The following is a 19,252-nucleotide window of genomic DNA, read 5'->3' on the forward strand; positions in this document are numbered from 1 at the left end:
GGACGCGATGGACAAGTACGACGTCAAGAAACAGTTCAAGGATCTGTACGCGCCCCGGGCCCGGGATTTCGAGGTGGTCACCGCTCTGCCGCTGAACTACCTGATGGTGGACGGGCAGGGCAACCCGGGGACGGCCCCCGCATATGCCGCCGCCCTGGAGGCACTGTTCTCGGTGTCCTACGCCGTCAAGTTTGCCAGCAAGCACGCGGGCCGGGACTACGTCGTCGGGCCGCTGGAGGGCCTGTGGACAGCGGACGAGCCTGACGCCTTCACCCGGGGCGAGAAGGACAGCTGGAAATGGACCATGATGATCCCGCAGCCGGGCTGGATCGGGGCCGCCGAGGTGGAGGACGGTATCGCGAAGGCGGCGGTGAAGAACGTTCCGGGGCTGGACCTGCTCCGTCTTGAGACCCTCGACGAAGGCCTCTCGGTGCAGATCGTGCACATCGGCAGCTACGACGACGAGGCTCCCACGCTGCGCCGCCTGCACCATGAATACATGCCGGCCAATGGCTTTGGATTTGCCGGCCCGCACCACGAGATCTACCTCAGCGACGCCCGCCGGGTGGCACCCGAAAAGCTCAAGACCATCCTTCGCCAACCCGTGCGGCGGCTCTGAGCCATTTCCTGCCGGCGCGCGCGTGTTGCTGCTGGCCAGGCGCCGGATTCGTTGGTTAGGCTCGGCGGGTGGCTGAACTGAGTGATGACTATGAAATCCGGCGCTTCACAGCGGCATCCAAGGGCGAGGCGGGGTATCCCGATGCCGAATCATGGGTGAAGGCGGTGGCTTTTGGCTTCCACGAATCCACGCGGACGCCGGAGCATGTTGCGAAGTCCTTGGAGACCTACGCAGCTGACCGGCGGATCTTCACTGGCGCCTACCAGACGCGGGAAGTCGCGCCGGGGTCGCTCCCCGCGGAGGTGCCGGTGGCAACCTTTGGCACCCTGCGCAAAACGCTCAACATCGGCTTCGGCAGGCTGCTGGAAACCCAGCTTGTCACCGCGGTGACGGTCCGGACCTCGCATCGGCGGCGCGGCCTGCTGCGCCGGATGATGTCCGAGGACCTGGCCATGGCCAAGGATGATGGCCTAGCGATGGCCGCCCTCACGGCGTCGGAGGGATCCATCTACGGACGCTTCGGCTACGGGGTGGCCAGCTTCGAACGGACCGTGAAAGTTGACACCACCGCCCGGTTCCGCCTCAACCACCAGGCCGTCGGCACCGTGGATATCGCGGACCCGCGTGTGCTGCTGGACCTGGCCCCGGAAGTCTTCGACCGCGTGCACCGCCTTACCCCCGGATCGATCGGCCGCCAGGAGTGGTACCGGCAACTGGCTTCCGGGTCGCTGGGGCGCGACGGCAAGGAAGATCCCGCCATCAAAGTTGCCCTGCACTACAGCCCCGACGGCGCCGTGGACGGCCATGTCTCCTACAAATTCCTCGGCTGGGACACTGAGCCCCACACCGTGCAGCTGGTGGATTTTGTGGCGGCCACGAATGAGGCGTACCTGGAGCTCTGGCAGTTCCTCGCCGCCATCGACCTGGTGGAACGTGTCACGTGGGAGGAAGCACCGCTGGATGATCCCCTGACCTGGGCACTTGCCGATCCCCGCTGCATCGACTCCTCAGACAGCCGGGACATGCTCTGGCTCCGCATCCTGGACGTGGCCCAGGCATTGGAGGCGCGGCATTACCCGGTGGATGGCCGGCTGGTACTGGAGGTCATTGATCCTCTTGGCCTAACGCCTGGAACCTTTACCCTCGAAGTCAGCGGCGGTGAGGCCGCCGTCGTACGTGCTGAAGAAGCTGGCGAGCCTGACCTGACGTTGGATGTCTCCGCGCTGTCATCAATTTATCTGGGAGCGGTATGTCCGGTTACGCTGACGGCGGCTGGGCGGATCCGCGAACACAAGCAGGGCGCGTCGCTCCAGGCACGAGGGATGTTCGCGGTTGAGCGGGCAACCCACTGCCTGACCCACTTCTAGGTGCCTCTTGCCGCTTTCAAGGACAATCCATGGGGGATTTTGGTGTGCCAGGGCTGACAGGCCGCCGGGCACTTCTTCTAAGCCTGGCGTCCGGCATATTTGCGGCTGTGGCGTCGTGCTCGTCGGACACGATCGGGCTCGAGTCCGAGGCTCTTCCGGATGAACGCCGGGACCCTGCGGTATTAGCTCCGCCCGCGCCGAACGGGCCAGAAGCGCCAGCAGCACCGTCGCAGGCTCCATCCGCAGTCCTGCCGCCGTCAAAGGCCCAGCTGGTGACGGAATTCGGCGGCCGCCGGCCGGCCGAGTGGGGCCTGGAGGTGACCGGCGTGGTCACGAGGTCGCAGGCCAGCCAGACGGTGCTCACGCTGGATGCCTGCGGCGGCCCCGGCGGATCCGGCGTCGATATGGAGATGCTCGCCACGCTCCGGCGGCTGAACATCCCGGCCACCCTCTTTGTGAATGCCCGGTGGATCCAGGCAAACCGGCAGATCGCAGCCGAACTAGGGCAGGACCCGCTCTTTGAACTGGCCAACCATGGTTGGCAGCACCGGCCGTTGTCCGTCACCGGCCGATCCGCTTACGGCATCCCCGGCACCACAAGCGTGGAGGACGCGTATGACGAACTGACAGGCTGCCAGGACCTGTTGCAGGAAGTGGCAGGGCGGCAGCCACAGTTTTTCCGCGCCGGCACGGCCTATTTCGACGACGTGGCCGCCGCGATGTGCCGGCGTCTGGGCATGCTGCCAGTCAACTTCAGCATCAACGCCGACGCCGGCGCCACGCTAGCGCCTGCAGCCGTCGCTTCTGCCTTGGCCACCGCACGTCCTGGAGACATCGTCATAGCGCACTTCAATAAGCCCGGCAGCGGCACCGCCGCCGGGTTCCGGCAGGCACTGCCACGACTTCAGGGCGGCGGAACCACGTTCGCTCGCCTGGGCGAAGTGTTGTCCGCGCTTTCGCACGGCACGGTCGGTTGATTCCGCAGTACTTATGCGAAGAGAACTGCAGGCATCATCGGCCGGGTCCGGTGCTTCCCGGCAGCACTTATGACCAGTCAATCGAGGCGGATTCCGGACGGACGCCATGGCAGTCGGATCTCTGGGCATCAGCCTGTCCATGGTCACCCTCGCCTCGTCCGTGAGCGCCGTACCACTGTCTGCTGCCCAACACCTCAACCTGGCGGGCGGGCAGCTACACCTTTCCGTCCGTCCTCGCAATGGTCCTGTCGCTCCATTCCGGTCAGCCGCTGCTCCTGACCGGTAACATCTTCGTCCTGATCTTTATCGTTTCACCCCAAGGGCGGGTGCCGTTCGCTGAACTCGCAGGTGCCTCCATGGTGGCCGGCGCCGCTGTTGTGGCGATCACCGTGCTGGGGCTGACAGAAAACCTGGCACAGCTGATCCCGGAGCCCGTGGTGCTTGGCCTCCTGGCGGGCTCGACACTGCCGTTTGTCGCTGGAATTTTCACCGTGATGGGTTCCGATCCGGCTGTGATCGGCGCTGCTTTCCTGGCCTTTGCCCTCGGCAGGAAGTACCTCGACAACCGGGTCCCGGCGGTCTTCGTTGCCATGGTGGTGGGCATCGCGGCTGCGGCAGTCCTGGGCAGGTTCGGCGCCGCTGCGGGTGACGACGGGCCGTCGCTGCCCACCGTCACGTCTCCCAGCTTCACTTGGAACGCAATACTTACGGCCACCCCGGTGATGGTTGTTCTGATTGTTCGCCAGTCCAATATCCCTCGCTGATCTTCCTGCGTGGTGAGCAGTAGCGTCCGCCGGCCCGTCTGCCGGACTACCTGAGCGGCCTGGGCACGATGGCGGCGTCCTTCCTGGGACCTGTCGGCGTGTCCCTCTCGCTGCCGGCGACGGCGCTAGCGGCCGGGCCCGACGCCGGTCCGCTCCGGTATCGGCACAGGGCGGTGGTTGCGGCCAATGCCATCTTTCTGGCCATGACCCCCTTGGCGGCATTCGCAGTCAGCGCCGCCGGGATCCTTCCGATGCTCGGCCTGGGCCCGTACTTCTGGTCGTTGGTGTTTGGTGTCAGGGTGTCCTGGCCTCTTAAACGGGAGGGCAGCGGCGAGCTCCGACTTCAATCGCGGGAGCTGAACCCGTGAACAGGCCCCTGCGGCCGTGCCGAGCGCTTTGACCCCTGTTGGCCGCTGCGACTAGAATAAGTGGGCGCGTACTACGTGCACGTTTCTAAAACCCACAAATCAGGATGACCCGGAAGATCTATGCGATCGCCCGAAGACCTGCGCCCGTGTTCCATAACGCGGGCGCGGCGGTTTGCCTGACCGACTAACTATCCACAACGGAGCCCCTACTACATGACCATCACCTCCACCGAGAAGCCCGGTACCCCCGTAGTCGCCATTAACGACATCGGTACCGCTGAGGACTTCCTCGCAGCAGTCGACGCCACCATCAAGTACTTCAATGACGGAGACCTCGTCGAAGGCACAGTCGTCAAGGTCGACCGCGATGAAGTTCTGCTCGACATCGGTTACAAGACCGAAGGTGTCATCCCTTCCCGCGAGCTGTCCATCAAGCACGACGTTGATCCCGGAGACGTTGTCTCCGTTGGCGATCTCGTCGAAGCCCTGGTGCTCACCAAGGAAGACAAAGAAGGCCGCCTGATCCTCTCCAAGAAGCGTGCTCAGTACGAGCGCGCCTGGGGCGACATCGAGAAGGTCAAGGAAGAAGACGGTGTTGTCACCGGTACCGTCATCGAGGTTGTCAAGGGTGGTCTTATCCTCGACATCGGTCTGCGCGGCTTCCTGCCCGCATCCCTCGTCGAGATGCGCCGTGTGCGCGACCTCGCTCCGTACATCGGTCAGAAGATCGAAGCCAAAATCATCGAGCTGGACAAGAACCGCAACAACGTTGTGCTGTCCCGTCGTGCATGGCTCGAGCAGACCCAGTCCGAGGTCCGCTCAACGTTCCTCAACAAGCTGGAAAAGGGCCAGGTCCGTCCCGGCGTCGTTTCCTCCATCGTCAACTTCGGTGCCTTCGTGGACCTGGGCGGCGTAGACGGCCTCGTTCACGTTTCCGAGCTGTCCTGGAAGCACATCGACCACCCGTCCGAGGTTGTCGAAGTTGGCCAGGAAGTCACCGTTGAGGTTCTCGAGGTCGACCTGGACCGCGAACGCGTTTCCCTGTCGCTCAAGGCTACGCAGGAAGATCCGTGGCAGACCTTCGCCCGCACCCACGCCCTCGGCCAGGTTGTCCCGGGTAAGGTCACCAAGCTCGTTCCGTTCGGTGCGTTCGTACGCGTCGAAGACGGCATCGAAGGCCTCGTGCACATCTCCGAACTGGCAGTCCGCCACGTGGAGCTGGCTGAGCAGGTTGTCTCCGTTGGTGACGAGCTGTTCGTCAAGGTCATCGACATCGACCTCGAGCGCCGCCGTATCTCCCTCTCCCTCAAGCAGGCTAACGAGGGCGTTGACGCCGAGTCCACCGAATTCGATCCGGCTCTCTACGGCATGGCCGCTGAGTACGACGAAGAGGGCAACTACAAGTACCCGGAGGGCTTCGACCCGGAGTCCAACGAGTGGCTTGAAGGCTACGAGAACCAGCGCGCCGCCTGGGAGCAGCAGTACGCTGACGCCCAGACCCGCTGGGAAGCACACAAGAAGCAGGTTGCCCAGCACGCTGCCGACGACGCTGCAGCTGCAACGTCCGGTGACAGCGATTCCGGCACCACCAGCTACTCCTCCGAGCCTGCTGCCGAGTCCAACGCCGGGGCCGGTACCCTTGCTTCGGACGAGGCTCTTGCAGCTCTGCGCGAGAAGCTGACCGGCAACTAATTGCCACCGGCCCGGGCTTCCCGGGCCAACACAGCGGGCCCCTGCGAATGCAGGGGCCCGCTGTGTTTAACAGGCCGTCTGACCAACACTTAACGCTCCCAAACGTGCGTTTCGGTGCGTCTACTGCGAGTCAGGTGAGAGTACGACGACGGCACTCACCGCGGCGCCGTTGTGCGTCAGGACCGCGCCGGCGGCGGTGAGGAGCCGCTGGGCGCCAATGTTGCCTGCCGTGGTGTGGGCCACGACCTGGTGCAATCCGAGGCGTCGGGCTTCCGCCAGTACCAGCCTTAACGCGTCGCCACCGATGCCGTGGCCGCGGTAGCTTCGGCCCAGCCAGATGCCAGTCTCTGCACTGTCGGAACCCAGGGTGGCCGTTTCGGGGTCTATCCGCTTGAGCCTGATCGAACCGGCCGGGCTGCCGTCGCAGAGCACCGCCCAGCTCATTTCCGAGGCCGGTCCGTCGAGGCCCGCGGCTGCAGAGCGGTGGTAGGCGCGGAACCAGTCGATGCGTTCCGCGTTCCAGCCGGTACCGGTGCCCAGCGGCGGCGTGACGTCATCCGCGGACGCGTCCCGCCGTGCCAGCTCCAGCAGCCGCTCCAGCATGGGGTCGTCGACGTCCGCCAGGCGGACCTCAGGTGAACGGGACATCGATCCACTCCGTTCCGGCCGCCGTGAGCCCGGTCCTCCCGGCGGTGAGCGACAGCACGCGTTCGGTGGCGGCAGAGATTCCCGCAGCATGGTCGGGCACGGCCAGGCGCAGGATCGTGTCCTGCGCTCCGTAGCTGGTTTCCGCCATCACAAACCCGGCAGCCCGAAGATCGTTCTCCAGCCGTCCCGCAGCGGCGTGCGGCACCGACGCTGAGCAGATCCGCAGCCGGCTCCGGCGGACCAGCGGGGCCCGTTCCAAGGCGCCGGACACCGATTCCGAATAGGCGCGCACCAGTCCACCAGCGCCCAGCAGGATGCCGCCGAAATAGCGGACGACGACGGCACTGACGTCGCTGAGGTCCGTCACCCCCCGTGCTGTTTCCCTTTTGATGATGGCCTCCAGCATGGGGATGCCGGCGGTGCCGGAAGGCTCGCCGTCGTCATTGGAGCGCTGGATGTCCCGGTCCGGCCCCAGGACGAACGCCGAGCAGTGGTGGCGGGCATCGTGGAACTCGCGGCGCAGGCCGGCCACCAGGTCCCGCGCGGTGTCCTCCTTGTCGGTGCGGCGCAGCACCGTAATGAACCTGGAGCGTTTGATCTCGATCTCGTGCCGGAACTCCGGCCCCAACGCCAGTGTGGTGTAAGTGGTGGCCCGGCTGTCTTCCTCTTGCACCGCCCAAGTCTAGTGCCGGCATGGGCCCACGCCGCCAGGGTTCCCTGGACGAGCGCAGCGAGGTCAGGGGGGCGGTGGATGGGCCCACGCCGCCAGGGTTCCCTGGACGAGCGCAGCGAGGTCAGGGGGGCGGTGGGGATTAGGGTGGTGGGATGCTGAACATCGGTTTGACGGGCGGCATCGCCTCAGGGAAGTCAGTGGTCGCGTCGCGCCTCGCCGAGCTCGGTGCCGTGCTGGTGGACGCGGATGCGCTGGCCCGGGACGTGGTTGAGCCGGGAACGCCGGGGCTGGCCCGTGTGGTGGAAGCCTTTGGGGCGGACATGCTCGACGGCGGGGGTCGGCTGGATCGGGCCAAGCTGGGTTCTGTGGTGTTCGGCAAACCCTCGCAGCTGGCCGTGCTGAACGGCATTGTCCATCCCCTGGTCCGGGACGCGGCGGTGGGCATCGTCGCCACAGCCCCGGCCGGCGCCGTTGTGGTCCAGGACATTCCACTGCTGGTGGAGACCGGTCAAGGCAGCTGCTTCCATCTGGTCCTTGTTGTGGACGCACCCGATGAGGTCAGGATCGGACGGATGCTCGAACATCGCGGTATGACGGCCGAGGACGCCCGGTCTCGTATGGCGGCCCAGGCCTCGCGTGAGGCGCGGCTGGCTGCTGCCGACGTAGTGCTGGACAACTCCGGATCGCCCGCCGACGTGACGGCGCAGGTGGACCGGCTGTGGGCGGAGCGGTTGGTCCCGTACGCGGAGAATATCCGCCGCGGTGTCAGGGCGGCCAGGGCCGGCACCGCAGTATTGTCTGCGCCGCAGGAGAATTGGGCGGCCCAGGCTGCACGGCTGGGATCCCGGATCACGGCCGCAGCACCGGATGCCATCTTGGCGGTTGACCATGTTGGCTCCACCGCCGTGCCGGGCCTGGCTGCCAAGGACGTCATCGACCTCCAGGTCACGGTGTCGGATCTCAACGCCGCCGATCGGGTCGGACCGCTGTTGGCGGCCGCGGGGTTCCCTGCCGTGCCGGGGGCCGGATTCGACACACCAAAACCGACGGATCCGGATCCGGAGCAATGGCAGAAACGTTTCCATGCCAACGCGGACCCCGGCCGTGCCGTGAACCTGCACGTCCGGGCAGCCGGATCGCCCGGGTGGCGGTACGCGCTGCTCTTCCGCGACTGGCTCAGGAGCGATCCGGAAGCCACCACCCTATATGGGGACCACAAACGGGCTTTGGCCGAACTGTTTGCGCGCACCAGCGGCACGCGGGCTTACGCGGAAGCGAAAGAGCCGTGGTTCACGGACGTAGCCTGGCCGCGCATGGAGGGCTGGGCTGCCCGCACGGGGTGGGCGCCGCCGTCGTACATCCCCTGAACTCCCTGCCCCTGAGGAGGGTTGTTCGCCGGTAACTGATCCGGCTTTCACTGTCGGTCCCCGGTTGTAGATTAGATGCATGAGCCTTGCCCAGGAGATCAACCGCGTTGTCGCTCCGTTTGAAGTCATCAGCGAGTTCCAGCCGGCAGGAGACCAGCCTGCCGCCATCACCGAACTGACGGAGCGGATCAGGAACGGCGAAAAGGACGTTGTCCTGCTGGGTGCCACCGGTACCGGCAAGAGCGCCACCACGGCCTGGCTCATCGAACAGGTCCAGCGGCCCACTTTGGTCATGGTGCAGAACAAGACCCTGGCCGCCCAGCTTGCCAATGAATTCCGTGAGCTGCTGCCCAACAACGCGGTGGAGTACTTCGTTTCGTACTACGACTACTACCAGCCTGAGGCGTACGTGGCGCAGACGGACACCTTCATTGAGAAGGACTCGTCCATCAACGAGGAAGTGGAACGGCTCCGCCACTCAGCCACCAACGCCCTGCTGACCCGCCGGGACGTCATTGTGGTCGCCACAGTGTCCTGCATCTACGGCCTGGGCACGCCGGAGGAGTACATTGCCGGTATGGTCACGCTCCGCAAGGGGGCGCAGATGAATCGTGACGACCTGCTCCGGAAATTCGTCTCCATGCAGTACGCGCGCAACGACATGGACTTCCACCGCGGCACGTTCCGGGTCCGCGGCGACACCGTGGAAATCATCCCGATGTACGAGGAACTGGCCATCCGGATCGAATTCTTTGGCGACGAGATTGAGAACATCCATACTCTCCATCCGCTGACTGGCGAACTGATCCGGGACGAAGAGGAAATGTACGTCTTCCCGGCCTCGCACTATGTGGCCGGGCCCGAGCGGATGGCCCGGGCCATCAAGCGGATCGAGGACGAACTCGCCGAACGCCTGGCCGTCCTTGAAGGCCAGAACAAGCTGGTGGAAGCCCAGCGGCTCCGGATGCGCACCACTTACGACCTTGAAATGATGCAGCAGATGGGCTTCTGCAACGGCATCGAAAACTACTCGTCGCACATTGACGGCCGCGCCCGCGGGACCGCCCCGCACTGCCTCATCGATTACTTCCCGGACGACTTCCTGCTGGTGATCGACGAATCCCACGTCACCGTGCCGCAGATCGGCGCCATGTACGAAGGCGACATGTCCCGCAAGCGGAACCTCGTGGACTTCGGTTTCCGCCTGCCGTCGGCCATGGACAACCGCCCCCTCAAATGGGACGAGTTCCTCCAACGCGTGGGCCAGACCATCTACCTGTCGGCCACTCCCGGCAAGTATGAACTTGGCAAGGCTGACGGCTTTGTGCAGCAGATCATCCGGCCCACCGGACTGATCGACCCGGAGGTGGTGGTCAAACCCACCAAGGGCCAGATCGATGACCTTCTCGGCGAGATCAAGACCCGCACAGCAAAGAACGAACGCATCCTGGTCACCACACTGACCAAGCGGATGGCGGAGGACCTCACCGACTACTTGCTGGGTCACGGCATCAAGGTCGAATACCTGCACTCGGACGTGGACACCCTGCGACGGGTTGAACTGCTCCGGGAACTCCGGATGGGTGTCTTCGACGTCCTGGTGGGCATTAACCTGCTCCGCGAAGGCCTGGACCTGCCCGAGGTCTCTCTGGTGAGCATCCTGGACGCGGACAAGGAAGGCTTCCTGCGCTCGGCGACTTCGCTGATCCAGACCATCGGCCGCGCCGCCCGCAACGTCTCCGGCGAGGTCCACATGTACGCGGACCGCATCACCGACTCCATGGCCAAGGCTATCGATGAGACCAACCGGCGCCGCGCCATTCAGGTGGCCTACAACACGGAACGGGGCATCGATCCGCAGCCGCTGCGGAAGAAGATTGCCGACATTACCGACCAGCTAGCCAAGGAAGACGCCGACACCCAGGAGCTGCTCAACAACAACCGGCTGGCAAAGGGCGCCAAACGTGGCAAGTCTGCGGCAAAGGGCGCGGCGCAGGTCCGCAAGGACGGCCTCGCCGCGGCACCGGCCGAAGACCTCGTGGGCCTCATCGAACAGCTGACCGAACAGATGCACGGCGCGGCGGCCGAACTCCAGTTCGAGGTGGCCGCGCGGATCCGGGATGAGGTCAGTGACCTGAAGAAGGAGCTCCGCCAGATGCAGGCTGCCGGCCACGCCTAGCGCACGGGCGGCAGCGGCGATACATGTTCCCGCACGTGGGGACGCCTGCTGTACAGTTAAGGTCACGTAGGGGAGTATCCCGAGCGCTACGATCGTCAACACGCCAAGCACAGTTGCCTGGCCGGGCGTAGCGGGCCGCCATTTCAGCACCAAGTGCACAGGCTGGCCGGAGAGACTTACACCATTTCTCTGTACCCTGCGAAAGGTTAACCTGTGCCCGAATTACCCGTGTGGTTCGAGGTCGGCTCACTTGTCGTCCTTGGCCTGATCCTCCTCATTGACCTTCTGCTGGTCGTCCGGCGTCCCCATGAACCTTCCATGAAGGAAGCCGGACTGTGGGTTGCGTTCTACGTCTCCCTTGCCCTGCTGTTCGCCGGGGCCATGTTCTTCTTTACGGGTGCCGAGTTCGGCGGCCAGTTCGTGGCCGGCTGGGTCACTGAATACAGCCTCAGCATCGACAACCTGTTTGTCTTCATCATCATCATGGCCCGCTTCTCCGTGCCCCGTAAGTACCAGCAGGAAGTCCTGATGGTGGGCATCATCATCGCCCTGATCCTGCGCGGCATCTTCATCCTCCTCGGCGCCATCGTGATCGAGCAGTTCAGCTGGGTGTTCTATATCTTCGGCGCGTTCCTGCTCTGGACCGCCTGGAAGCAGGCCCAGGATGAAGGTGAGGACGAAGAGGACAAGGAAAACCCGCTCATCGCCCGGATCCGCAAGGTCATCCCCATGTCGGAGAAGTTCGATGGCGGCAAGCTGCGCACCACGGTGGACGGCAAGAAGGTCTTCACCCCCATGCTGATTGTGTTCATCACCATCGGCCTGACCGACCTCCTCTTCGCCGTTGACTCGATTCCCGCGATCTTCGGCCTGACGCAGAGCCCATTCATCGTCTTCACCGCCAACCTGTTCGCCCTGATGGGCCTGCGCCAGCTGTACTTCCTGCTGGGTGGCCTGATGAACCGCCTGATCTACCTGAAGCACGCACTGTCCTTCATCCTGGCGTTCATCGGCGTGAAGCTGGTGCTCCACGCCATGCACGTGAACGAACTGCCGTTCATCAACGGCGGTAACCACATCGAATGGGCCCCGGAGATTCCGACGTTCGTCTCCCTGGCCGTCATCGTGGGCACCATCATCGTTGCCGTGATTGCCAGCCTCATGAGCTCCAAGGCAAAGACGGCCCACCTGGACCCCCGCCTCGAGGAAGACGCCAAGAAGAGCCTCAGCGGAGCCGAGTAGCGCTCTCCTCACTGCACGTTCCAACAATCCCGGCCGCCGTGCGGCCGGGATTGTTGGCTTAAATTTCCCACTGCGGTAGCGGCCAGCCGAGGACTATGCTCGGAGCATGGCCCGCATCCTTATGACGGAAAGAGGAGTGCTCCAGGTGCAACGGCGCACCGTGGTGCTGCTGAGCGCGGCCCAGGTTTTCGGTGGGATCGGCACCGGAGCCACGGTTTCCATTGGTTCCATCCTGGCCGTGGAACTTTCAGGTTCCAGCGTGTGGGCGGGAGCCGTGGCCACGGTTATGACTTTAGGGGCCGCGCTGACAGCCCTGCCCCTGGCTTCGCTGGCGGACCGTCGGGGCCGCCGGGCCGGCCAGGTTACGGGGCTTGCCGCCGCCCTGGCCGGCACCGTGCTCATAGTTCTGTCGGTGGTGTCCGGCTTGTTCGTCCTGCTGGTGCTGGGGGCGGTGGGCATCGGGGTGGGCACCGCGGCCAGCCTGCAGGCACGCTTCGCCGCCGTCGACCTTGCGGATGCTGAACACCGGGGCAGGGCGCTGTCCGCCGTCGTTTGGGCTGTGACGGTCGGCGCCGTGGCCGGACCCAACCTGATCCAACCTGGCACCGTTGTGGGTCAGGCCCTCGGCCTGCCGCCCGTCGCCGGACCGTTCGTAATCTCCGCAGCCGGACTCATGCTGGCGATCGTGCTGATCTTCGCCGGCCTCAGGCCCGACCCGCTCCTGCTCGCACGGGAAATCGCCGCCCGGGAGCCCGCTGCCCAGGAACCCGCCGCCCACACGGCTGACGGGGATATGCAGAGCACACCGCCACGTACGGCCAATCAGCAAGGCGCCATCGCGCGCAACACAGGCGGGGGATCACTCGTCCGCGGGCTGCGGGCAATCCGCCAGTCCAGGGCGTCCTGGCTGGCGCTTGCCGCCGTCGTCGGGGCGCACGCCGTGATGGTGGGCGTGATGTCCATGACTCCGCTGCATTTGCAGGAACTTGTGGCCGGGCCCGGTTCCACCCATGCCGGCCACGCCGCCTCCGGCGATGTCCTGGTGATCATCGGCTTCACCATCTCCCTGCATATCGCCGGCATGTTCGCGTTGTCGCCGGTCATGGGCTGGCTGACTGACAAGGCGGGCAGGACAGAGACCATCATGATCGGCTTCGGCACACTGATGGCTGCCGTCGCCGTCTCAGGATTCGGCCAGACATCCACCGTGGCGGTGGCCGTGGGACTCGTCCTGCTGGGCATCGGCTGGTCTGCGGCCACCATTTCCGGCTCCACGCTGCTGGCGGAGAGCATCCCGCAGGAGTCCCGAGTGATGGTCCAAGGTGTCTCGGACATGCTGATGGGCGCCGCCGGCGCAGTGGGTGGGGCAACCTCCGGCCTGATCCTCAGTTGGGCCGGCTACCTGGGACTGAACATGGCAGGCGGCCTGGTGGGAGCTGCTGTGCTGACCGCCGCCGTCGTGGCCCTTGTGGCGCGTCGCCGCAGCCCCGCCGCCGGCACAGCCACCGGTTCAGTTGGCGGCTCAGCTGCCCGCTGAGCCGGCCACCGAGCGCACCATACCCAGCAGGCGCCCGAAAATGGCCTCGCCGTCGTCGGCTATGCCGTCATGGTGGAAGTCGGCCGTCTCCCATACTTGGAGTCCGTGCACTGCGGCCGCCGTTTCCAGGGACAGACTGCGGTCCACGTAAATGTCGTCCTGGTAAACCGCGGCAGCTGCCGGCACGCTGTTCGCGGCCAGCTGCGTGAGGTCATAGAGCGGCCTCCAGTCCGCCTTGGCGGCCAGCAGACGGGCCACCTGCCGCAGCGGCACCAACGCGGCATCCTGCTCGAAGTACCACGGGTACACCATCTCGCCGGTCAGCAGCAGCGGCTCCGCATCCGGGCGGAATGCCGGATTTTCCTGCAGCACCCGCCAGGCAGCCCAGTCGGTCGCCTGTCCCTGCCCGTAGATGGACTCATGCAGCAGGGCATAGAGGGGGTTCGCCAGGCGGGACACGATGCCCTGGACCTGCTCGAGGAAGGCATCGGAGAGCCTGTTCCCGTGTGGTGTCTCGGTGAAGGCGTCCTCCAGCAGGTAGTGCAGGCCGTCCACCCGCGTGTTTCCGCCCAGGAAGGAGCCCACCATCTGGAACCGTTCCGCCGTGAGCCGGCCGCCGTCGGGAAGGAACTCCTCGGTCTGCCGAAGGTGCGATGCGATCGCGTTCACTGTCCGGCGGTCCTCCGGATACCAACTGAAGTATTCAGTGTTGCGGGCCGCAACGCGCGCGAACGTGGCGCGGTAGACGTCGTCGGCGTGGCTGGCGAGCGGCGCCAGTCCGCCTGTGATGAGGGCTTCCTTCAGCCCGTCCGGGGCAAAGGACAGGTACGTCAGCGCGCAGAATCCCCCGTAGCTTTGGCCGTAGATGCTCCAGGGGCCGGCGCCAAGCGCCGTCCGGATGAGCTCCGCGTCGGCCACGATGGAATCCGCACGGAAATGCTCAAGGTACGCAGCTTGTGCCTCGGCCGTTCCTCGCGCCGGCAGCGTATTCCGGTCGATAGGGGTCGAAAGCCCGGTGCCGCGCTGGTCCAGCATCAGGATCCGGAAGTCCCGGGCCGCCGCCTTGCTCCAGCCGCTCAGCGAAGCCAGCCGGTTGCCGCGGCCGCCCGGCCCGCCCTGGAGGAACAGCAGCCACGGAAGCTCTTCGGCTTCAGCCAGGGTGTGGGCCGACGAGACGTACTCACGGGCGAAGACGGTGATGGTCTCGGCGGCGCCCTCGCCGCTCCTTGGCGCGAAGTGGGCCAAGGGAACGGTGAAGTAGTGCTCGGCGGTGCGCATGCCCCGGAATTCGTGCCGGGCCTTCACAAAATGCGGGACACGGGTCCGCGTTTGCGTGGTTTGGGAGGAAGCGTCCCCCTCAGCCACGGATGGACGCTGCCGTTCTGGTGCCAAAGCTCTCCAGCGCATCGCCGGTCAGGCGGAACGTGGACCAGCCATCCAGGGGGCGGGCGCCGAGGCTGCGGTAGAAGTTGATGGACGGCTCGTTCCAGTCCAGGACGCTCCACTCAACCCGGGCGTAGCCGTTGTCGACGGCGGTGGCGGCCAGGTGCTTCAGGAGCGCCTTGCCGTGGCCCTCTCCGCGGGCGTGCGGGCTGACGTAGAGGTCTTCCAGGTAGATGCCGTGGACGCCTTCCCACGTGGAGTAGTTCAGGAACCAGAGTGCGAATCCCTGGACCTCGCCCGCGCTGTTCTCAGCCATCGTGGCAAACACGCGCGGGTTCTCGCCGAACAGGACCTCAGCCAGCATTTCCGGGGTGTTGCGGACCGCGTCCGGTTCCTTCTCGTAGATGGCCAGTTCGTGGATCATCTGCAGGATGGCGGGGACGTCTTGCCGGGTGGCGGGGCGGATTACACTCATGGTCCGAGTTTACTAGCGGGGCCGTGATCCCTACTGCCAGCGAAGCTTCGATGTCCCGTAGCGGATGGGTCCCTTGCTGTACTCAAGCGGCACACCGTCCGCCATGATGGGCGGCCCAACATATCGCAGGCGGCCGTAGGGGCTGCTCATCACGCGGAAGTCCGGTTCAGGCAGGGAACCACCGTGGCTGACCGCCGCGGGGAGCCGGAACAATTCTTCAGCGGTGCGGGCCAAGGAAAGCCGTGCCGTGCCGCCACGTCCGGTTCGGAGCCGTTCGGCCAGCAAGGCAATTGCTGCCGCCGCCAGACCATATCCGGTGGCATGATCCAGTGCCTGCACAGGCAGCGCCCCAGGCCGCCACCCGTCATCAGTCGTCCGGCCATACCGTTCGGCAATGCCGCAAGCGGCCTGCACCAGGCTGTCGAAACCGCGCCGTCCGTTCCAAGGGCCGCCGCTGCCCCAGGCACTGAGGGTGACTACCACGAGGTCGGGCCGGGCAAGCAACAGCGCTTCGGGCGCCAGTCCGAAGCGGACCAGTCCGCCATCGCGGTAACCCGCGACCACCATGTCGGCAGTCTCTATGAGAAGCCTCACTGCTTCCATAGCGCCAGGATCCCGGAGGTCCGTCTCTGCGCTGCGCTTGTCAAAGCCAGAGTCAACAAACACATCGCTCAGCTCCGGAAGCTGGGGCGGGTCGATGCGCAGAACGTCCGCGCCCAGGGCGCCCAGGAGGCGTGTGGCCGTGGGACCGGCAATGACGCGTGTCAGGTCCAGCACCTTGAGCCCGGTCAAGGGGCGGCGGGGAACTGCCGATGGAACCCACCGGGAGAGCTGCGAACTTTCACTGGCGGCCGTCGGTGGACGGGAGATTCTGATCCATGGCCCGGCACTGGCCGTCCCATACATTGGGGTCGCGACCCACTCGTCCCGTGTGCGCACGGCAGCAGCGACGCCCTGGTTGGCCGTGATGGCTTCCTCGGCTGCCAGGGACGTCTGAGCAGGGCGTGTTCCACGTCCTGTGGTGTGCTGACGCAGAGTGCCGCCATCAGCCGGGCGGCGTGGTGGGGATAGTTGGCGTGCACACGAATCCAGCCGTCCGACGTGCGCCGAAAGCCGGACATCGGAGCGAACCCTTCGGGATTCCCGCCCGCGATCCGCAGGTGTCCAAGCGAATCGAAGGACGCCGCGGTGGATCCGGATGCCAGGGAGTACCTCCCCGGAACACCAACAAGTGCGTTCAGCGACGTGGCTGCTGCCTGAACCGCCCCCAGGGCCAGCCCTTCGACGTCCAGCGGGCCGTTCCACCACTGCCGTGGACCTTCGGAGGGTGCCACGGGCTGGACCTTCAGGGCTTCCAAAACCCGAAGGCTGCCGGTCAGGTCGGGGACGGAGTCCACTGGGTCAGAGCCTAGAGCCGGTTGACGTCGGTGACCCGGACCACTGCCGTTCCGGATTCGTCGGAGGCCGCCAGGTCCACGTCGGCGGAGATGCCCCAGTCATGGTTGCCCGCCGGATCGTCGAAAATCTGCCGGACCTTCCAAAGCCCTGGCTCTTCGGTGATCATGAGCAGTCCGGGGCCGCGGGCATCTGGGCCGGTGCCGATGTCGTTGTGTTCGTCGAAGTAGTCGTCCAGGACGTCTTCCCAGCGGCCGGCATCCCAGCCCGCGCCGCCGTCGAGCTCGCCAAGGGCCGCTGCGTTTTCGTCCGCGAACAGTTCCACACGGCGGAACATTTCGTTGCGGACCATCACGCGGAAGGCACGGATGTTGGACGTCAGCGACGGCGGCGGGGGAGGGGGAGCGTCGTGCGGGGTGGGCATCGCGCCGGACGTCAGCTCCTCCCATTCGTCCAGGAGGCTGGAGTCCACCTGCCGCACCAGTTCGCCAAGCCAGGCGATGAGGTCCTCAAGGTCCTCCCGGAGCATGTCCTGCGGCACAGTCTGGCGCAACGCCTTGAAGCAGTCGGCGAGGTAGCGCAGCACAATCCCCTCGGAGCGGGCCAACCCATAGAACTGGACGAACTCGCCGAAGTTCATGGCTCGCTCGTACATGTCGCGGACCACGGACTTGGGCGCCAGTTCAAAGTCGCCCACCCACGGCGCGGCCTTGCGGTAGACCTCGAAGGCTTCGCCCAGCAGTTCGGCGAGCGGCTGCGGATAGGTGACTTCCTCCAGCATGGCCATGCGCTGGTCGTACTCGATGCCGTCAGCCTTCATCGCGGCAATCGCTTCCCCGCGGGCCTTCTTCTGTTGGGCGGAGAGGATCTGGCGGGGCTTTTCGAGGGTCGCCTCGATCACGGACACCACGTCCAGGGCGTACGACGGCGAATCCGGGTCAAGCAGCTCCAGCGCCGCCAGTGCAAACGGCGAGAGCGGCTGGTTCAGGGCAAAATTGGCCTGGAGATGGACGGTGAGCCGGACAGTCCTGCCGTCGTGGCCCTGCTCTTCTGCCGGGATGCGCTCCACCACTTCGGCGGCGAGGAGTTCGCGGTAGATTCCCAGGGCTTTTTTCATCAGCCGCAGCTGTGAGGACCGGGTCTCGTGGTTTTCGGTCAGCAGCCGGCGTGCCGCGGTGAACGGGTCGCCGGGCCGTTCCATCAGGTTCATCAGCATCGAATGCGTCACGCTGAAGCTTGAGGTCAAAGGATCGGGCACGGATTCCACGAGGCGCTTGAAGGTGGGTTCACCCCAGGAGACGAAGCCCTCCGGCGGCTTCTTCTTTACCACCTGGCGGAGCTTCTTCTGGTCATCGCCAAATTTGGCGGTGGCCTTGGCCATGGCCTTCACGTTTTCGATCACGTGCTCCGGCGCCTGGACCACCACTGTCCCCGCGGTGTCATACCCGGCGCGGCCGGCCCGCCCGGCAATCTGGTGGAACTCCCGGGAGTTAAGCGGGCGGGTGCGGACGCCGTCGTACTTGCTCAGCGCGGTGAGCAAGACGGTGCGGATGGGCACATTGATCCCCACGCCCAGCGTGTCGGTACCGCAGATCACCTTGAGCAGGCCTGCCTGGGCCAGCTGTTCCACCAGCCTCCGGTACTTCGGCAGCATGCCGGCGTGATGGACGCCGATACCGTGCCGGACCAGCCTGTTAAGCGTCTTGCCGAAGCCTGCGGCGAAACGGAAACTCGCGATCAGCTCCGCGATCTTGTCCTTCTCGTCGCGGGTGCACACGTTGATGCTCATCAGCGTCTGGGCCCGGTCAATGGCCTCGATCTGGCTGAAGTGGACCACATAGACGGGCACCTGGCGCGTGGAGAGGAGTTCCTCGAGCGTTTCGTGGACCGGCGTCTGGTGATAGTAGTAATGCAGCGGAATGGGACGCTCGGCTGAACTCACGGTGGTGGTGGGCCGGCCCGTGAGCTCGGTGATGCCGGCCTCAAACCGGCTGACATCGCCCAGGGTGGCGGACATCAGGAGGAACTGGGCCTGGGGCAGCTCCAGCAGCGGGACCTGCCAGGCCCAACCGCGCTGGGGGTCGGAGTAGAAATGGAATTCGTCCATGATGACCGCACCAAGTTCGGCGGCGGCCCCTTCGCGGAGAGCGATGTTCGCGAGGATTTCTGCCGTGCAGCAGATGATCGGGGCGTTCTGGTTGACGCCGGAGTCACCGGTGATCATACCAACGTTCTCTGCACCGAAGATGTCGCACAGGGCAAAGAACTTTTCCGAGACCAGCGCCTTGATGGGGGCGGTGTAGTAACTGCGCTGGCCCCGTGCCATGGCCTGGAAGTGCGCCGCGATGGCCACCAGCGATTTGCCGGATCCCGTAGGGGTGGCGAGGATGACGTTGGCTCCGGTGGCGAGCTCCATGATGGCCTCGTCCTGGGCGGCGTACAGTTCCAGGCCACGGCTTTCGGTCCACTCAAGGAATTGGGTGTACAGGGCGTCCGGGTCGATGCCTGCGCCGGATGGGTTTGAGGCGGGCAGGACAGGCAGTTGGTCAACGAGTTTCATTGATTT

Annotated in this window: 16 protein-coding genes; 10 read left to right on the forward strand and 6 right to left on the reverse strand. The window is 65.4% G+C overall.

Going from position 1 to position 19,252, the window contains the following annotated elements; translation table 11 throughout:
* Window positions 1-7 precede the first annotated feature (7 nt).
* The 6 genes from ACZYZ4_RS02690 to rpsA all read left to right on the forward strand — a co-directional run bounded on the left by ACZYZ4_RS02690 (window position 8) and on the right by rpsA (window position 5,787).
* Window positions 8-619: a GyrI-like domain-containing protein gene (locus ACZYZ4_RS02690; protein ID WP_463857963.1), complete on the forward strand. Its 612-nt coding sequence runs from the start codon at window positions 8-10 to the stop codon at window positions 617-619.
* Window positions 620-696: 77 nt separating this feature from the next.
* Window positions 697-1,986, forward strand: coding sequence for a GNAT family N-acetyltransferase (locus ACZYZ4_RS02695; RefSeq protein WP_463858611.1), 1,290 nt, complete (start codon window positions 697-699; stop codon window positions 1,984-1,986).
* Window positions 1,987-2,015: 29 nt separating this feature from the next.
* Window positions 2,016-2,963, forward strand: a complete 948-nt coding sequence (locus ACZYZ4_RS02700) for a polysaccharide deacetylase family protein (RefSeq protein ID WP_463857965.1) — start codon at window positions 2,016-2,018, stop codon at window positions 2,961-2,963.
* A 182-nt stretch (window positions 2,964-3,145) separates the two neighbouring features.
* Window positions 3,146-3,727 carry a benzoate/H(+) symporter BenE family transporter gene (locus tag ACZYZ4_RS02705; protein WP_463858613.1) on the forward strand — a complete coding sequence of 194 codons (582 nt, stop codon included), beginning with the start codon at window positions 3,146-3,148 and terminating at the stop codon, window positions 3,725-3,727.
* Window positions 3,728-3,795: 68 nt separating this feature from the next.
* Complete coding sequence (locus tag ACZYZ4_RS02710; protein WP_463857967.1) at window positions 3,796-4,095, forward strand: hypothetical protein; 300 nt, start codon at window positions 3,796-3,798, stop codon at window positions 4,093-4,095.
* 213 nt (window positions 4,096-4,308) lie between these two features.
* Complete coding sequence (gene rpsA, locus ACZYZ4_RS02715; RefSeq protein ID WP_463857969.1) at window positions 4,309-5,787, forward strand: 30S ribosomal protein S1; 1,479 nt, start codon at window positions 4,309-4,311, stop codon at window positions 5,785-5,787.
* A 120-nt stretch (window positions 5,788-5,907) separates the two neighbouring features.
* Here the strand turns inward: rpsA and ACZYZ4_RS02720 are convergent, their stop codons facing one another.
* Window positions 5,908-6,435, reverse strand: coding sequence for a GNAT family N-acetyltransferase (locus tag ACZYZ4_RS02720; protein WP_463857971.1), 528 nt, complete (start codon window positions 6,433-6,435; stop codon window positions 5,908-5,910).
* Window positions 6,419-7,108 (reverse strand): IMPACT family protein, encoded by a 690-nt coding sequence (locus ACZYZ4_RS02725; protein WP_463857973.1) that lies wholly within the window; start codon window positions 7,106-7,108, stop codon window positions 6,419-6,421. Before ACZYZ4_RS02725 ends, ACZYZ4_RS02720 begins: the two co-directional genes overlap by 17 nt.
* A gap of 152 nt (window positions 7,109-7,260) precedes the next feature.
* Between ACZYZ4_RS02725 and coaE the strand changes: the two genes are divergently transcribed.
* From coaE to ACZYZ4_RS02745, 4 genes are all read left to right on the forward strand, one after another.
* Window positions 7,261-8,475 carry a dephospho-CoA kinase gene (gene coaE / locus ACZYZ4_RS02730; RefSeq protein WP_463857975.1) on the forward strand — a complete coding sequence of 405 codons (1,215 nt, stop codon included), beginning with the start codon at window positions 7,261-7,263 and terminating at the stop codon, window positions 8,473-8,475.
* Between the two features lie 79 nt (window positions 8,476-8,554).
* Window positions 8,555-10,654, forward strand: coding sequence for an excinuclease ABC subunit UvrB (gene uvrB / locus ACZYZ4_RS02735; protein ID WP_463857977.1), 2,100 nt, complete (start codon window positions 8,555-8,557; stop codon window positions 10,652-10,654).
* A gap of 213 nt (window positions 10,655-10,867) precedes the next feature.
* On the forward strand, window positions 10,868-11,896 hold the full coding sequence (locus ACZYZ4_RS02740; RefSeq protein WP_463857979.1) for a TerC family protein: 1,029 nt from the start codon (window positions 10,868-10,870) through the stop codon (window positions 11,894-11,896).
* A 106-nt stretch (window positions 11,897-12,002) separates the two neighbouring features.
* On the forward strand, window positions 12,003-13,433 hold the full coding sequence (locus tag ACZYZ4_RS02745; RefSeq protein ID WP_463857981.1) for an MFS transporter: 1,431 nt from the start codon (window positions 12,003-12,005) through the stop codon (window positions 13,431-13,433).
* On the opposite strand, the gene ACZYZ4_RS02750 is transcribed toward ACZYZ4_RS02745, so the two are convergent.
* The 4 genes from ACZYZ4_RS02750 to ACZYZ4_RS02765 all read right to left on the reverse strand — a co-directional run bounded on the left by ACZYZ4_RS02750 (window position 13,419) and on the right by ACZYZ4_RS02765 (window position 19,246).
* The gene (locus ACZYZ4_RS02750; protein ID WP_463858615.1) at window positions 13,419-14,711 is read right to left on the reverse strand and encodes an alpha/beta fold hydrolase; all 1,293 of its coding nucleotides are present in this window, start codon (window positions 14,709-14,711) and stop codon (window positions 13,419-13,421) included. The genes ACZYZ4_RS02745 and ACZYZ4_RS02750 overlap by 15 nt on opposite strands.
* Window positions 14,712-14,790: 79 nt before the next feature.
* Window positions 14,791-15,291 carry a GNAT family N-acetyltransferase gene (locus ACZYZ4_RS02755; RefSeq protein ID WP_463857983.1) on the reverse strand — a complete coding sequence of 167 codons (501 nt, stop codon included), beginning with the start codon at window positions 15,289-15,291 and terminating at the stop codon, window positions 14,791-14,793.
* 30 nt (window positions 15,292-15,321) lie between these two features.
* Entirely contained in the window at window positions 15,322-16,083 is a 762-nt protein-coding gene (locus ACZYZ4_RS02760) for a CoA transferase (protein ID WP_463857985.1), read from the reverse strand.
* 616 nt (window positions 16,084-16,699) lie between these two features.
* Window positions 16,700-19,246: a DEAD/DEAH box helicase gene (locus ACZYZ4_RS02765; RefSeq protein WP_463857987.1), complete on the reverse strand. Its 2,547-nt coding sequence runs from the start codon at window positions 19,244-19,246 to the stop codon at window positions 16,700-16,702.
* Between the last annotated feature and the right edge of the window lie 6 nt (window positions 19,247-19,252).

Source organism: Pseudarthrobacter adonitolis (genome assembly GCF_055412845.1).

Coding starts and splice junctions, on each gene's coding strand:
- ACZYZ4_RS02700 (WP_463857965.1), top strand. CDS start 2,016: ATGGGGGATTTTGGTGTGCCAGGGCTGACAGGCCGCCGGGCACTTCTT.
- ACZYZ4_RS02750 (WP_463858615.1), bottom strand. CDS start 14,711: ATGCGCACCGCCGAGCACTACTTCACCGTTCCCTTGGCCCACTTCGCG.
- uvrB (WP_463857977.1), top strand. CDS start 8,555: ATGAGCCTTGCCCAGGAGATCAACCGCGTTGTCGCTCCGTTTGAAGTC.
- ACZYZ4_RS02710 (WP_463857967.1), top strand. CDS start 3,796: ATGGCGGCGTCCTTCCTGGGACCTGTCGGCGTGTCCCTCTCGCTGCCG.
- ACZYZ4_RS02755 (WP_463857983.1), bottom strand. CDS start 15,291: ATGAGTGTAATCCGCCCCGCCACCCGGCAAGACGTCCCCGCCATCCTG.
- rpsA (WP_463857969.1), top strand. CDS start 4,309: ATGACCATCACCTCCACCGAGAAGCCCGGTACCCCCGTAGTCGCCATT.
- ACZYZ4_RS02745 (WP_463857981.1), top strand. CDS start 12,003: ATGGCCCGCATCCTTATGACGGAAAGAGGAGTGCTCCAGGTGCAACGG.
- ACZYZ4_RS02690 (WP_463857963.1), top strand. CDS start 8: ATGGACAAGTACGACGTCAAGAAACAGTTCAAGGATCTGTACGCGCCC.
- ACZYZ4_RS02765 (WP_463857987.1), bottom strand. CDS start 19,246: ATGAAACTCGTTGACCAACTGCCTGTCCTGCCCGCCTCAAACCCATCC.
- ACZYZ4_RS02720 (WP_463857971.1), bottom strand. CDS start 6,435: ATGTCCCGTTCACCTGAGGTCCGCCTGGCGGACGTCGACGACCCCATG.
- coaE (WP_463857975.1), top strand. CDS start 7,261: ATGCTGAACATCGGTTTGACGGGCGGCATCGCCTCAGGGAAGTCAGTG.